A 15,240-nucleotide genomic window follows, 5' to 3' on the forward strand; every position below is an offset into this window, starting at 1 on the left:
TCCATCAATAACACTAATCTTCAAAGTCAGTACCTCCTAACATTACACTCTTATTCCTTGAATATTTACAGTAATTCTTTTACATTTATTCCTGTTAAAGCTTCAACTGTATACTTAACCTTCTGCATTATATTATCTGCTATAACTGAAATCTTTGTACCATATTCAACTATGATGTATAAATTTATTACAACTCCATCCTCTTCAGATATTATTTTAACCCCTTTACCTAAATTTTCTCTTTTTAATAATTCCCAAAAACCGTCACTTGCTCTTTTGAAGCCATTCCAACAACTCCATAACACTCCATTGTAGCAGCGCCAGCTATATTTACTAAAACTTCATCTGAGTATTCTATAAAACCAAACTCATTGTTCAACTTAACAGCCATTTTTAAACCTCCCAAAACTTCTTATTCTATTTATTAATTGTATATTAAATACATTTTTTATTCAAGATATATAATATAAAAATTAATCAACTGTAAAGTAAAAACACTTTACAAATCGAAAAAATAAATATATAATGTAATAGGATGATTACTCCGGTTGCAATTATTTTTTATATCTGATAAAATATTTACAGTCAAAGCAAGCGACTTCATAAAGGAGGTGTAATACAATGTCAAGAAGATGCGAAATATGCAATAAAGGACTAGTATTTGGTGTACAATACAGCCACTCACACCGTAAATCAAACAGAACTTGGGCTCCAAACATTAAGAGAGTTAAAGCTGTTGTAGATGGTCAAACTAAGCGTATATATGTTTGTACGAGATGCCTACGTTCAGGAAAAGTACAACGTGCTCTATAAAAAATGTGCTTATATAAGCACATTTTTTATTTTACCATATTTTATTTATACCATATATTATAATACAAATCCCTACAATTAAAACCCAAATCCACCAAGGTGCAAGAATTGCTAAAATTAAGCCTAATCCAAAAATATAAGTAACAACCCCACATAATATCTATCACACCATATCTTCTTAATCTTTCTTAAATAATTCATTTTCATCCCCTAAAAATTGTTATAGTACTTAATTCCAAGATATATAAAAACAACACCTATTGCAGTCATCCATATCCATAAAGGCAAAAAGTTAATATTAAAACTATTCCTATTCCTATTAAAAAATATGATAAAAGTTTTTTATATTTATAATTCATATAAAAAACCCCATAATAAATGCTTTATATTATTATATGCATCTACTATGGGAATTTTTATAAATTATTTAAAATTGATTTAACAAGCAATAGATTCTAATGCATATCTACTTTATTGATAATACATTAAGTTTGTTTTTGTTTTATAACAATTAGTATACCTTCCTTAACCTTTATAGAGCACTTTTTTCAATAAATTCATTTGAAACTCCTATTGACTGTCCTAATGATATTCTGCCGTCTATCAATTTATACTTTAAACCTTCCGTTGTTATACCATCGACTACTAACGTTAAAGGTATTAAAGATAATATCTCTCCTACTTCACCCTCTACTTCTAAAAATCTTTACAAATATATATGTACGCTGAATCTGTGGCAATATATGCATCTATACCTTTATTTATTATTTTATACAACAAATTAATGTTAATTAAACTATGATCTATTCTTGAACCAATACCGCTAATTATACATATTTTTTAGCACCTAAATTTAGGGCATAATCAATACAAAGCTCAGTATCACTAAAATCCTTTTCTTTAGGGTAAGAGACTATTTTTACTCCTTTTTCTAAAAAATATTCATATACCTTCTTATCTATTGAATCTAAGTCTCCAATTATAATATTTGGAATAACCCCTCCTGCATAGCATAAATTGCTCCACCATCTGAACAGATTACAACATCAGTATCCTTTAACTCTTTTTAAAAGCTTCTTTAGAGTCATAGCCGTGTGCTATAATTACTGCCTTCATTTTTTCACCACTTTTTAAATTGACTAGTTGTTTTTTAATATCATCTGATTCAAATATTGCAGAACCTGCAACTAATACATTAGCTCCTGCCTCAACAACTTCTTTAAAATTATCTAACTTTATTCCACCATCTACCTCAATATCTACATCCAATCCCCTCGAATGTATAGTAGTCTTCAGCTTTTTAATCTTTTCTATCATATTTGGGATAAACTTCTGTCCTCCAAAACCTGGATTAACAGTCATAATCAATACCATATCAATATACTCTAAAGAATAATCTAAAACACTTAAGGGAGTTGCTGGATTTAATGCTACACCTACTTTCTTTCCAAAACTCTTAATATTTTGTATTGTTCTGTTTAAATGTCTGCAGGCCTCAGCATGAACAGTTATAATATCCGCCCCAGCATTTACAAAATCTTCAATATAAAAGTCTGGATTTTCTATCATTAGATGAACATCAAATACTAAATTACTATTTTTTCTTATTGCCTTAACAACTGGTGCACCAATTGTAATATTAGGAACAAAATGTCCATCCATAACATCAATATGAAGGTAATCTGCTCCAGCTTCTTCAACCTTTTTATGTCTTCATATAATCTTGAAAAATCTGCTGAAAGAATTGATGGTGCAATCTTTATCATCATTAGTACCTCCTATTTTGTTGTAGCTCAGTTAAAAATTTTATATAGTTATCATATCTATCCTTTGATATTATACCTTCCTCTACCTTATTTTTTATCATACAATCTTTTTCTTTATAATGAAGGCAGGATGTAAATTTACATCCTAAACTGTATTGATTAAACTCTTTAAAACAATTTTGAAGTTCTTCTATATCAATGAAGGATAGATCTATTAATGAAAAACCAGGGGTATCTACTAAATATGTGTTATTATCAATATCAATTAATTCTGCGTGTCGTGTAGTATGCTTACCTCTGCTTACCTTTTTACTTATTTCGCCTGTTTGCATAACTACTTTATTTTGAACTTTATTAAATATTGTTGATTTACCAACACCTGATGGCCCAGCAAATACAGTTGTCTTATCCTTTAAAATTTCTTTTATTTCTTCAATACCCTCACCGGTTTTTGCATTTGTTTTAATAACTTTATATCCTATATTACTATAAATTTTATTTAAGTAATCAAATTTATTGTCTACATCAAGATCACATTTATTAAAACAAATCACAGCATCAATGTTATTATACTCTGTAAGAACTAAAATCCTATCAAGTACCTCAAGGCTAATATCTGGTCCTTAAGTGCAAATACAAGTATTGCTTGGTCTATGTTACTTACTTGAGGTCTTATCAATTCATTTTTCCTCGGCATTATTTTGTCAATGATTCCTTTTTCTTCATCAATCCTATCAACAATAACATTGTCTCCAACAATTGGAGACAATTTATCCTTTCTAAATTTTCCTCTTGCTTTACACTCAATTATACTGCCATCGTCTAATTTCACATAGTAAAATCCTGCAATGCCTCTTACAATACGGCCTTGCTGCATCTTATAACCTCCCTATTGATTATTTCCTGTGTTATTTTGTTCTTCAGTTTGTTCAAGTTCCTTTTTATTAATAACTACGTTAATCATAGTTCCTTCGTTTACTGTTACTCCAGCTGCAAAATCTTGGGAAATAATAACATCTTCAATATATTTTGAATCATATCCATAGGTTATATTTCCTAATACTAAATTCGCTGCTGCAAGAGCTTGCTTTGCTTCATCTATGCTTCTACCTAAAAGTATTGGTACTTTAGTAAACTTTTCTTCTTTGCCATCACTAATGACTATATTAATTTCTGTTCCTTCTATAACTTCGGTATTTGGTTTTGGATCTTGATCCATTATTTTATTTTTATCTACTTCGTCACTATATTTTCTTTCTATATTTCCTCTCTTTAAACCATTGCTTTTTAGAAGTATTTCAGCCTCAAGTAAATCCAGCCCCTTTAAATCAGGCACAAGTACTTTTTTCTGTCCTGCACTCAGTTTTACTCTTATTGTAGAACCTTCCTTAACCTTTATTCCATCCTCAGGATACATTTTTATTATGGTTCCCTCAGGTTTATCACTATATTCCTTTCCTTCAACCTCAAGTTTTAATTTTAAGGGATCAAGTCTTAATTTTGCTTCCTCCTCACTTAAACCTATTAGGTTAGGTACTTCAACATCCTTAACAATAAAATTTTTATTAAAAACTATATAACCTGCTGTAAACAATACAACCAAAACAGACAACGTAATAAATAAAGGTTTAATAATACTCTTCTTCTTTTATTCTTAAGAGCCTTATCTAACTCCTTTGCGTCAATTATTCTTGTTGACTGGGTTTCATCAAAGTTATTAATTACAGCATTTGGATTTTCTTTAACCTTTATAATATCCTCTATTAGCTCCTTTGCACTTTGATATCTTTTAAACATATCCTTCTCTAATGCTTTTTAACTATATCATTTACAGCCTTTGGTATAGTTACATCTATTTCAATAGGTTCCTTAAAATCTTCTTGAATATGTTTAATAGCTACAGAAATTGGACTTTCTGCATCAAAGGGAGTCTTCCTGTTAGCATCTCATACATAACAACACCGAGTGAATAAATATCCGTTCTATGGTCACTAAAGCCACCCTTTGCCTGTTCTGGAGATAGATAATGTACTGAGCCTAATACTTTATTTGTGTTAGTAACTGTAGCAACAGTTGAAGCCCTTGCTATTCCAAAATCTGTTACTTTAATTGTTCCTTCTTCTGTTACAACTATGTTGTGGGGTTTTATATCCCTATGCACAACTCCATTTTTGTGGGCATTTTCTAACGCCATAGCTATCTGGAGGATTATATCTAATACCCTTTTATATCCAATCTTGCCATTACTTTTTATATATTCCTTAAGAGTTTGACCTTTAATATATTCCATTACAATATAGTAGATGTTATCCTGTTCTCCTACATCAAAGATTGATACAATGTTAGGGTGCGTTAAGCTTGCTGCAGCTATGGATTCTCTTTTAAATTTCTTAACAAAATCTTCATCCTGAGTAAATTCCTGTTTTAAAACCTTAACTGCAACATATCTATTAAGAAGTTGGTCCTTTGCTTTATATACAACAGCCATTCCACCTTCTCCAATTTGTTCTACAATTATATAACGTCCACCTAAGGTTGTACCTATTAGATTCATTTCCCCACCTCCTTTTGTGCAATTATGACTGAAATATTATCTGCACCACCACGTTCATTTGCAGTATCAATCAACGTTTTAACTGGATCTTTTTCTGTTAAAACAATATTTTTATCTCTTGTTCTGTTATATAATTTGTTAGTCCATCTGTACAAAGAAGCACTATCTCATCATCTTTAAGTTCAAAATCAACAATATCCACCATTACATACTCATCAACCCCTATTGCCCTTGTTATTAAATTCTTTTGGGGGTGATTTTCAGCCTCCTCCTGTGTAATTGTGCCCTTCTTTACAAGTTGCTGTACAAATGAGTGATCCTCTGTTACCTTTATTATGTAATCACTTGTAATTCTGTAGGCTCTTGAATCACCAACGTGACCTATTATAGCCTTCTTTTCCAGTAACAAACAACAAGTAACTGTTGTTCCCATACCCTTTAAATTATTATTCTGCTTTGATACCTTATATACAACATTATTTGCATATACAATTGCATCTCTTATAAGTTCTAATTTATCTTCTGTTGAATTAAAATTATTGAAAACATATTCCCTTATTGAAGTTGAAGCAATTTCACTTGCAATCTCTCCTCCATTGTGGCCCCCATTCCATCTGCAACTATCATAAGACTATAATTTGGGGATTTAAAAACCAAAACATAATCTTCATTTAGCTCTCGTTTTTTACCAATGTCAGTTTTACAGAATATATACACAAAACCACCTCTTTAAATTTCTTGATACCTTCTTCTTAGCTGCCCACAGGCTGCATCTATATCAGTCCCCAATTCTCTTCTTATTGTAGTTTCTATTCCTTTAGCTTCTAAAATATTCTTAAATTTAATTATTTTATCTTGATTAGACCTCTTTAAATTTCTTTCGGTAACTGCATTTACTGGTATTAAATTTACGTGGCACAAGATTCCTTTTAACTTTTCTGCTAATTCTTCAACGTGTTCCTTCTCATCATTTACTCCATCTATCATCGTATACTCAAATGTAATTCTTCTATCTGTTTTACCAACATAGTATTTACACGCATCTAATAATTGCTCCATAGAGTATCTATTTGCTATAGGCATTGTTTTTTTCTTATTTCATCATTAGGTGCGTGTAGCGATATTGCAAGTGTTATTTGGTAATTTAAATCTGCTAACTTTTTATTTCTGGTACCAATCCACAGGTTGATATAGTTATATGTCTCATACCAATATGCAGACCCTCTGGTTCTCTTAAGAGCTCAAGAAACTTTATAGTATTATCAAAATTGTCAAGGGGTTCACCCGTTCCCATTAAAACAACATTTGAAATCCTTTCTTTTATATCATTTTGAACAGTTATTATTTGTCCAATCATCTCTCCTGGTGTTAAATCCCTGACCTTTCCTCCAATAGTTGAAGCACAAAATTTACACCCCATACTACATCCAACCTGTGTTGAGATGCATATAGAATTACCATAATTATACCTCATTAAAACACATTCAATCAAATTTCCATCGCGTAATTTTAATAGATATTTTACAGTTCCATCTACTTTAGATACCTGTTTTTTGCTATTTCCATATTTTTTATATATCCTATATTTGACAGTTTTTCCCTTAAAGCCCTTGATAAATCTGTCATATCTTCAAAGTCTTCTACACCCTTATGAATCCATTTAAAAACCTGTTTAGCTCTAAATTTGGGTTCACCTAATTCTTCGATAAAATTCTGCATCTCCTTTAAACCTAAACTCCTTAGCTCTATCATACCATCACCTTATTCTTTTTAGTTTTGCTATAAAGAAGCCATCCATTTTATGAATATTTGGGAATAACTTTAAAAACTTATTTTCTGTACATATGCCTTTTGGTAAAAATTGATTAACATCATCTAACACAAAGTTTTCATTATCCTTTAAAAATTCTTGTATAACTTTTTCGTTTTCCTGTTTAGTTATCGTACAAGTACTATATACAATATATCCATCCTTCTTTACATATTTTGCTGCATTATTTAAGATAGTCCTTTGAATACTTGTTAATGTAATAATATCTTCTCTTTTAACATTATACTTTATTTCTGGCTTTTTCTAAGCAGCCCAAGTCCAGAACAAGGTGCATCTACCAATACTCTATCCGCATAATCTATGTACTCTTCCATAAAAACTTCTGCATCCTTTAATTTTGCATCGATTATATCAATACCCAGTCTATCAGAATTACTTTTTATTAATTTCAACTTGTGTTCGTGAATATCAAAGGCAATTACCTGTCCTTTATTATTCATAAGCTGTGCAATATGTGTTGTTTTACCACCAGGTGCACTACACAAATCTAAAACCTTCATACCTTCTTTAACATCTAAAACCCTACTAACAAGCATAGAACTTTCGTCCTGAATTATAAAATAACCTTTATTAAACTCCTCAGACTTTTCTATATTAGAAAAATCCTCTAAAATCAATGCCTCTTCTACTATTCCATCATAAACATTTATGCCCTTATCCTCTAATATCTTCTTTAATTCTTCCTTGGTTATCTTTAAAGTATTTACTCTTACTGTGAGTTTTGGTGTTGTATTATTTGCCTTTAAAAGTTCCTCTGTAAAATCCTCTCCAAACTCATCAATAAACATCTTTACTATCCACTCTGGATGTGAATACTGTATTGACAGTCTTTTAATGTTATCCTTAATATTTATCTGATTAAATTGCTGTTTATTTCTCAATATGCTTCTTAACACTCCATTAACAAAGCCAGAGGCCTTCTTTTCCCTCTGTTTTACTATCTCTACAGACTCATTTATAGCTGCATACTCTGGAACCTTATCCATAAAAATATTTGGTATACAGCAATTCTTATAGAATTAAGAACCCATTTTGACATTTTATTCGTTTTTATATTTGAAAATTTATTTATAAAATAGTCTATTTTAATTAGATTTCTTAATGTTCCATATACTATTTCAGATGTAAAGGCTCTATCTAACGATTTCATATCATATCTTTTAAAATATTGATTTAACTTTATATTTGAAAATGCACCCTCTTCAATATCACATAATGTTTTTACTGCAACATATCGTGCTATGTCCTTCATATTAAACCTCCAATAATATAATATAAAATTATGAAGGAAGAATAACTTCCTTCATAATTAGTCACGAGAATCTCGTGTCAAAACCAAAAGTCTTAAGAGTTGAGATACTGCCATAAGAGTTGCTGCAACATAGGTTAGTGCTGCTGCACTAAGAACCTTCTTTGCTTTATAAAGCTCTTCTTTGTATAAAATATTGTAATTATCAAGTTGTTTTAATGCCCTTGAACTTGCATTAAACTCAACTGGCAATGTTATAACTTGAAACAAAACAACAGCTGTAAAAAGTAAAATACCAAGATTTATAAGGCCTGCACTACTTAAGAAAATTCCTAATACTATCAATACCCAAGATAGATTTGAACCAATATTTGCAACTGGAACTAATGCATTTCTAAATATAAGCGGTGCATAACCCATATTATGTTGAAGTGCGTGGCCTGCTTCGTGTGCTGCAACACCTATTGCTGCAATTGAACTGCTATGATAAACACCTTGAGATAATCTTAACACCCTATTTCTTGGATCATAGTGGTCTGTTAGATTTCCTGGTATCATTTCAATAGCAACATCATACAATCCATTGTAATTCAGTATTCTTCTTGCTGCCTCTGCACCTGTTAATCCTGATAAAGAGTACTGTTTTGAATATCTTGAATAGGTTGACTGTATTTTTGCTTGAGCGTAAAGTGAAAGCAAAATTGCTGGTATTAAAATAACAAACGTACTATCGTAATAAAACATAACTTCACCCCTATTTTAATAACTTACCAACCTCAAAATTATTTCCGTTTAAAAAGGTTGCTATATCCATTCTTTTACTTCCCTGCTTCTGTATTTCCTTCAATACTATTATACCCTCTCTGCAGGCTATTTTAACCCCATCCTTGTTTACCTCAATAATTTTCCCAGGCTCATCATATTTTCCACCTTCTATTACTTCACATCTCCAAACCTTGATCATAATATCGTCATAATAGAAATATGCACTTGGCCAAGGTGTAACACCCCTAATTAAATTAAATACATCTCTTGCATTTTTATTCCAATTAATATGTCCAAGTTCCTTATCCATCATTGGGGCATAAGTAGCCTTAGTATCATCCTGTTTTTCTGGGATAATTTCACCCTTTTCAAGTTTTTCTAATGTTTCTATTAAAAGATCTGCACCAACAACCATAAGTTTATCGTGCAGAGAACCTGCAGTATCTGTATCTAAAATTTCGACTTCCCTTTTAAAAGCATATCACCAGTATCAAGTCCAACATCCATCATCATTGTTGTAATGCCTGTTACTTTATTCCCATTAATTATAGACCAATTTATTGGTGCTGCACCTCTAAGCTCAGGTAAAAGGGAGGCATGCACATTTATACAACCAAACCTTGGTATATCAAGAACTTCCTTTGGAAGTATCTGTCCATACGCAACAACCACGCATACATCAGGATTTAGCTCTTTTAGTTTTTCTATATATTCTATTTCCTTTCTAATTTTACTTGGTTGAAAAACAGGTATATTATGTTCAATTGCAACTTCTTTTACAGGTGAATATTGAACCTTTTGTCCTCTACCCTTGGGTTTGTCTGGTTGCGTAAAAACGGCAATGACATTATGTCTTTCTATTAATCTTTTAAAGTAGGAACTGCAAAATCTGGTGTTCCCATAAATACAACCTTCATTTAATCACTCTCCCTGCTCAATTATTTTGTCAATAAACAATATACCATTTAAATGGTCAATTTCGTGGCAAAAGGCACGTGCTAAAAGCTCTTCTCCTTCTTCTATAAATTCATTTCCATTTACATCTTGTGCTTTAACCTTAACTTTATAGGGTCTCTTAACTTCACCTCTTCTATTTGGTACACTTAAGCATCCCTCAACATCTATTTGTTCTCCCTCTTCATAAATAATTTCAGGGTTGATGTACGCCTTTGGTCCATTTCCCACATCAATAACTATAACCCTCTTTAATATTCCAACCTGTGGTGCTGCAAGACCAACTCCATCTGCCTCATACATAGTATCTATCATATCCTCAACCAATATTTTTAACCTATCATCAAACTTAACTACAGGTTTACTTATTTTTCTTAATACGTCATCTCCTATTTTTCTAATTTGTCTCAAGGCCATTTACATCACTCCTTTATATTAAACTATATGGGTTTAAATCAATAGAATATTTAACTGACGTAGCCTTACTCTTATCATATATTATTTTATCAATTAATTCCACATAATCAATTATATTTCCCTTTATCATCATATTCCACCTAAAGGTATTTTTAATTTTTGAAATAAAGTTAGGTGTAGGACCAAGTATAGTAATATGATTAGGTAGAATTCTTCTAACTTCTTGTTCTATTTCTTTACACATTCTTATAAGCTCATCTTCTTTATCTGAAGTAAAAAGAAAATAGGTTAAATCAACAAAGGGAGGATTATTTAAAAATTTTCTTATCTCTATTTCCTTTTTATAAAATTCATTATAATTTTGAGTTGTTGCTAATTGTATACTATAATGTTCAGGTTCATAGGTTTGAATAATAACTTTTCCCTTTTCTTCTCCTCTGCCTGCTCTTCCAGCAACTTGAACAAGAAGTTGAAAAGTTCTTTCTGCCGCCCTAAAGTCAGGAAGATTTAACATTGTATCTGCTGCCACTACACCAACTAAAGTTACATTTTTAAAATCCATTCCCTTACTAATCATTTGAGTTCCAATTAATATATCTGCCTTATGCTCCTTAAAGAGCCTGTATAATCGTTCGTGTTCCCCTTTTTTCTTGTTGTATCCATATCCATTCTAATGACACGTGCTTGAGGAAATAATCTTTTTACTTCCTGCTCTATTTTTTCTGTGCCTGCACCAAAATGCTTTATATATTTACTTTTACAATTAGGACAAAGTTTTGGTACATACATCCTCTGCCCGCAATAATGGCATTCAAGTGTATTGGTTGAAATATGGTATGTCATAGATACGTCACAATTAGAACATTTGCAAACATACCCACATTCTCTACAGAGAACAAAGGTAGAATAGCCTCTTCTATTTAAAAATAAAATTGTCTGCCTATTATTTTTCAAATTTTCTTCTATTGAACTATAAAGCTCCCTGCTAAAAATTGACCTGTTTCCTGAAATCAATTCTTGACGCATATCTACAATGTTAACATCAGGTAGTGTTGCACTACCTATTCTTTCATCTATTTCAATCAAATTATAAAATCCCCTACTTACATTGTAATAACTCTCAATTGAAGGCGTTGCTGAACCTAAGACTAAAAGTCCGTCAATCAAGTTAGCCCTATATTCTGCCACTTCCCGTGTTAGATATTTAGGATTTTGTTCAGACTTATAGGAATACTCGTGTTCTTCATCAATTATTATTAGCTTTAAATCTTTAACTGGTGCAAACACTGCAGATCTTGCACCAACCACAATTTTAGCCTCTCCTCTAATTATTCTTCTCCATTCATCATATCTTTCACCATCCGAAAGCCTACTATGGAGTATTGCCACCTTATCATTAAATCTGCCTTTAAATCGCTCAACTGTTTGGGGAGTTAAGGATATTTCAGGAACCAAAACTATTGCTCCAAAGTTTAAGTTAATAAAGTGTTCTACTAAATTTAAATAAATCTCGGTCTTTCCACATCCTGTTACCCCTCTTATTAAAGACACTCTTCTACCTTCTCTATACTCCTTTAATATAGAATCAAATGCTCTTCTTTGTACATCAGATAAGATATGTTTAGGATAATTGACATACTCTGATGCAACCTCTCTATAGACTTCCTTTTCAAATATATCAATTACACCCTTTTCCTCTAAAGATTTAATTGTCACTCTTGAACAATTCAATTCACTCAAAATTTGTGATAGTAAAATCTCATTTATATTGTTACTCAAAATATACTCTATAACATTTTTTGCTGCTTTAATCTTTTATTATTTAACAGTTCCTCTGCCCTTTTATAATCTTTTATTCTTATAAATTCAACTGTTTTTTTATTTAAATTATGTTTCGTTTCTATTTTTAAATCTATAATACCTTTATTCCTTAAACCCATTAAATCTGCTCTTTTAAAATTAAATGATTTTAAATCAATTTTTGTATAGCTATTTTTATTTAGCATTGACAAAAACTGCTTTTCTTTTTAGAACATATACTAAAGTCTTCACTAATTATTTTTGCCTCAAACTGCTCTGAAATACCCATTTTAGGTGGCAGAATAGAATATATTGCTTCACTTAATGTACAAAAGTATTTTTGCTTCATAAAATACGCGATTTTAATAAGTTCCTCAGGCAGTGCTAATTCCTCATCAATTACATCATATATCTCTTTATACTTTATTCCATCTTCCTTTTTTCATTGATTGCTATAACAACACCCTGTATTAGTTTATTTGAAGCTCCAAAGGGCACAATAACCCTCATTCCTATTTTAATAACTTCCTTTAAATCCTCTGGAACAGAATAGTCAAAAAGCCTGTCTATTTCTTTAGAAGGATTATCTATACATATAGATGCTAATATCATATATTATCCTCCATATCTAATACTTCTCTGAACATTATGAGAAGATTTAACAATTAATTTATAATAAAAATTATAAAAGATATAATTTGTTGCAGCCTAAACTGTCATTTTATCAATATACTGTAAAATACAAAAAAGAGCAGAAATGCTCTTTTTCTGCTTATTTAACCAACAAATCAAGTATAGTATGTGCAACATCATCCTTAGACATATTTGGATAATCCTTAATATTACCAAACTTGTCTATAATCTTTATAGTATTTGTATCTGTACCAAAACCACTATCCTTTTGGCTTACATCATTTGCAACAATAAAGTCTAAATTTTTCTTTTGAATTTTCTTAATTGCATTATCCAAAACATCATTTGTTTCTGCTGCAAATCCAATAACAGTTTGATTCTTTTTCTATCTTTTATTTCTAACAAAATATCCTTATTTCTCATAAGCTCTATTTTTAAATCGTCGTCTGACTTTTTTATCTTTATATTACTTTTTTCTTTAGGTCTATAATCTGCAACTGCAGCAGACATAATAAGCACATCACAACTATCAAATCTTACGCTTACTTCTCTATACATATCCTCTGCACTATAGACCTTTACAACATCTATAAAGGAAGGTGGTTTTAAATCTGTTGGTCCTGTTATTAATGTTACATTTGCTCCTCTATCTCTTGCTGCTCTTGCAAGGGCATAACCCATCTTTCCTGTTGATCTATTTGTAATAAATCTAACTGGATCTATATCTTCTCTTGTTGGTCCAGCTGTTATAATAATGTTCTTATTTATCAAATCCTTTTCTTCGCTAAGAAGCATTTCAATGTATTCTACTATTTTCTCAGGTTCTGCTAATTTACCCTTGCCAACAGCTCCACAAGCAAGTCTTCCTTCATCTGGCTCTATAAAATGATAGCCCATTGACTTTAAAAACTCTATATTTCTTTGAACTATCTTGTTTTCATACATATTAGTATTCATTGCTGGTGCAATTAAAACTGGTGCCTTTGTCGCCATAACTGTTGTTGTAAGCATATCATCAGCAATTCCATTTGCTATTTTACCTATCACATTTGCAGTTGCTGGTGCTATAACAAAAACATCCGCCTTTTCTGCAAGAGAAATATGTTCTACCTCCCAAGTTTTAGGATCCTCGAACATATCCACAACAACGTAATTTTGGCTTAACGATTGGAAACTAAGTGGTGCAACAAACTCAGTTGCAGACTCTGTCATAATAACATATACATTAATCCCCTTCTTTTAAGCCTACTTACAACATCTAACGCTTTATAACAGGCTATTCCACCAGATACCCCAAGTACAACATTTTTGGACATATAAACACCTCAATTATTTTATACCAGATTTTAAGCTTTCGTACTTTATTTTTCCTTCATTAATTTCATTTATAGCAACAGTAACAGGCTTGTTTGAATTTACTTTAACAAGAGGTTCTGCTTTATCAATTAACTGTCTTGCACGTCTTGCTGTAACTACCACAAGTGAATACCTATCGCTAACCTTTTGTAACAGTGATACAATTGATGGATTAATCATATTAGAATTATTAGTCATTTAAAAATCCCTCCTGCAAAAATATATAGTTTCCCTTTAATCTATCAACTCTACACTTTTCAGCTACAATTATAGCTTCTAATCTTTTAACTGCATCTTCTACTACATCATTTACTATAACATAATTATAATTTGCAACAAAATTAATCTCTTGGAAAGCTGATTTAAAACGCTTTAAAAGAGACTCTTCAGTTTCTGAACCCCTCTTTTTATTCTATTTTTCAACTCCTCCATTGAAGGTGGCATAATAAACACAAATACACCCTCTGGATATTTTTCCTTAACCTTAAGGGCACCTTGTATATCTATTTCTAATATTATATCATTTCCTTCATTTAATATACGCTCAACATTTTGTCTTGGAGTACCATAATAGTTGTCATACACTTCAGCATATTCTAAGAACTCGTCCTTTTCAATCATTTCTTTGAATTTATCTTTAGAAATAAAATAATAATTTATACCCTCTACTTCATTTTGCCTTGGACTTCTTGTCGTACAAGAAACCGATAATTTTATTTCTGGATGCTTTTCTAAAAGTGCCTTACAGATTGTACCCTTACCTGCACCTGAAGGTCCAGAAATTACAATTAAAAGTCCTTTATTTTTCATAGCAATACCCTTCCTTTATTCTTCTGATTCTTCTATTACATCTACTTCTTCTTTTGTTGATAATCTATGTGCAACTGTTTCTGGTTGTACTGCAGATAATATTACGTGGTCACTGTCTGTAATAATAACTGCTCTGGTTCTTCTTCCATATGTAGCATCAATAAGCATTCCTCTATCTCTGGCCTCTTGAATAATTCTTTTTATAGGTGCTGATTCTGGGCTTACAATTGCGATTATTCTGTTTGTTGAAACAATATTTCCAAAACCAATATTTATTAATTTTATTGCCATC

The 15,240-nt window shown here is 31.1% G+C and carries 15 protein-coding genes and 9 pseudogenes; 1 reads left to right on the top strand and 23 read right to left on the bottom strand.

Going from position 1 to position 15,240, the window contains the following annotated elements; translation table 11 throughout:
* Nucleotides 1-42 precede the first annotated feature (42 nt).
* Nucleotides 43-391: pseudogene (locus PL321_RS17175) on the bottom strand (Asp23/Gls24 family envelope stress response protein).
* A 230-nt stretch (nt 392-621) separates the two neighbouring features.
* On the opposite strand from PL321_RS17175, the gene rpmB reads away from it, so the two are divergent.
* Nucleotides 622-813, top strand: coding sequence for a 50S ribosomal protein L28 (gene rpmB, locus PL321_RS17180; protein WP_027307423.1), 192 nt, complete (start codon nt 622-624; stop codon nt 811-813).
* Nucleotides 814-1,345: 532 nt separating this feature from the next.
* Here rpmB and PL321_RS21925 read toward each other — a convergent pair.
* The 22 genes and pseudogenes from PL321_RS21925 to remA all read right to left on the bottom strand — a co-directional run bounded on the left by PL321_RS21925 (nt 1,346) and on the right by remA (nt 15,239).
* A complete protein-coding gene (locus PL321_RS21925; RefSeq protein ID WP_443110835.1) occupies nt 1,346-1,486 on the bottom strand; it encodes a hypothetical protein in 141 nt (46 codons plus the stop codon).
* A gap of 154 nt (nt 1,487-1,640) precedes the next feature.
* A complete protein-coding gene (locus PL321_RS21930) occupies nt 1,641-1,850 on the bottom strand; it encodes a hypothetical protein (protein ID WP_443110836.1) in 210 nt (69 codons plus the stop codon).
* 19 nt (nt 1,851-1,869) lie between these two features.
* A pseudogene (gene rpe / locus PL321_RS17185) lies at nt 1,870-2,579 on the bottom strand (ribulose-phosphate 3-epimerase).
* Nucleotides 2,580-2,581: 2 nt separating this feature from the next.
* Nucleotides 2,582-3,456 (bottom strand): annotated as a pseudogene (gene rsgA / locus PL321_RS17190) (ribosome small subunit-dependent GTPase A).
* 12 nt (nt 3,457-3,468) lie between these two features.
* The gene (locus PL321_RS17195; RefSeq protein WP_273962777.1) at nt 3,469-4,191 is read right to left on the bottom strand and encodes a PASTA domain-containing protein; all 723 of its coding nucleotides are present in this window, start codon (nt 4,189-4,191) and stop codon (nt 3,469-3,471) included.
* Nucleotides 4,152-4,376, bottom strand: a complete 225-nt coding sequence (locus tag PL321_RS17200; RefSeq protein ID WP_273962778.1) for a hypothetical protein — start codon at nt 4,374-4,376, stop codon at nt 4,152-4,154. Before PL321_RS17200 ends, PL321_RS17195 begins: the two co-directional genes overlap by 40 nt.
* 100 nt (nt 4,377-4,476) lie before the next feature.
* On the bottom strand, nt 4,477-5,133 hold the full coding sequence (locus PL321_RS17205) for a protein kinase domain-containing protein (protein WP_273962779.1): 657 nt from the start codon (nt 5,131-5,133) through the stop codon (nt 4,477-4,479).
* Nucleotides 5,134-5,230: 97 nt separating this feature from the next.
* On the bottom strand, nt 5,231-5,719 hold the full coding sequence (locus PL321_RS17210; RefSeq protein ID WP_337961213.1) for a protein phosphatase 2C domain-containing protein: 489 nt from the start codon (nt 5,717-5,719) through the stop codon (nt 5,231-5,233).
* Nucleotides 5,689-5,850, bottom strand: coding sequence for a hypothetical protein (locus PL321_RS17215; protein WP_273962780.1), 162 nt, complete (start codon nt 5,848-5,850; stop codon nt 5,689-5,691). Before PL321_RS17215 ends, PL321_RS17210 begins: the two co-directional genes overlap by 31 nt.
* 12 nt (nt 5,851-5,862) lie before the next feature.
* Nucleotides 5,863-6,885 (bottom strand): annotated as a pseudogene (gene rlmN, locus PL321_RS17220) (23S rRNA (adenine(2503)-C(2))-methyltransferase RlmN).
* 4 nt (nt 6,886-6,889) lie between these two features.
* A pseudogene (rsmB, locus tag PL321_RS21935) lies at nt 6,890-8,216 on the bottom strand (16S rRNA (cytosine(967)-C(5))-methyltransferase RsmB).
* A 57-nt stretch (nt 8,217-8,273) separates the two neighbouring features.
* Entirely contained in the window at nt 8,274-8,957 is a 684-nt protein-coding gene (locus PL321_RS17240; protein ID WP_273962783.1) for a zinc metallopeptidase, read from the bottom strand.
* Nucleotides 8,958-8,967: 10 nt separating this feature from the next.
* Nucleotides 8,968-9,895: pseudogene (gene fmt / locus PL321_RS17245) on the bottom strand (methionyl-tRNA formyltransferase).
* A 4-nt stretch (nt 9,896-9,899) separates the two neighbouring features.
* A complete protein-coding gene (gene def, locus PL321_RS17250; protein ID WP_273962784.1) occupies nt 9,900-10,349 on the bottom strand; it encodes a peptide deformylase in 450 nt (149 codons plus the stop codon).
* A 13-nt stretch (nt 10,350-10,362) separates the two neighbouring features.
* Entirely contained in the window at nt 10,363-10,944 is a 582-nt protein-coding gene (locus PL321_RS17255) for a hypothetical protein (protein WP_337961215.1), read from the bottom strand.
* Complete coding sequence (priA, locus tag PL321_RS17260; RefSeq protein WP_273962785.1) at nt 10,938-12,128, bottom strand: replication restart helicase PriA; 1,191 nt, start codon at nt 12,126-12,128, stop codon at nt 10,938-10,940. Before priA ends, PL321_RS17255 begins: the two co-directional genes overlap by 7 nt.
* A gap of 8 nt (nt 12,129-12,136) precedes the next feature.
* The gene (locus PL321_RS17265) at nt 12,137-12,361 is read right to left on the bottom strand and encodes a hypothetical protein (RefSeq protein WP_273962786.1); all 225 of its coding nucleotides are present in this window, start codon (nt 12,359-12,361) and stop codon (nt 12,137-12,139) included.
* A pseudogene (locus PL321_RS21940) lies at nt 12,349-12,761 on the bottom strand (hypothetical protein). The gene PL321_RS17265 and the pseudogene PL321_RS21940 overlap by 13 nt, the downstream one beginning before the upstream one ends.
* 160 nt (nt 12,762-12,921) lie before the next feature.
* Nucleotides 12,922-14,098 (bottom strand): annotated as a pseudogene (coaBC, locus tag PL321_RS17275) (bifunctional phosphopantothenoylcysteine decarboxylase/phosphopantothenate--cysteine ligase CoaBC).
* Nucleotides 14,099-14,111: 13 nt separating this feature from the next.
* The gene (gene rpoZ, locus PL321_RS17280) at nt 14,112-14,336 is read right to left on the bottom strand and encodes a DNA-directed RNA polymerase subunit omega (RefSeq protein ID WP_273962788.1); all 225 of its coding nucleotides are present in this window, start codon (nt 14,334-14,336) and stop codon (nt 14,112-14,114) included.
* Nucleotides 14,329-14,948 (bottom strand): annotated as a pseudogene (gmk, locus tag PL321_RS17285) (guanylate kinase). The gene rpoZ and the pseudogene gmk overlap by 8 nt, the downstream one beginning before the upstream one ends.
* A 15-nt stretch (nt 14,949-14,963) precedes the next feature.
* Nucleotides 14,964-15,239 carry an extracellular matrix/biofilm regulator RemA gene (gene remA / locus PL321_RS17290; RefSeq protein ID WP_273962789.1) on the bottom strand — a complete coding sequence of 92 codons (276 nt, stop codon included), beginning with the start codon at nt 15,237-15,239 and terminating at the stop codon, nt 14,964-14,966.
* Between the last annotated feature and the right edge of the window lies 1 nt (nt 15,240).

This window comes from Caloramator sp. mosi_1, assembly GCF_028622835.1.
Taxonomy (GTDB): Bacteria; Bacillota; Clostridia; order Clostridiales; family Caloramatoraceae; genus Thermobrachium.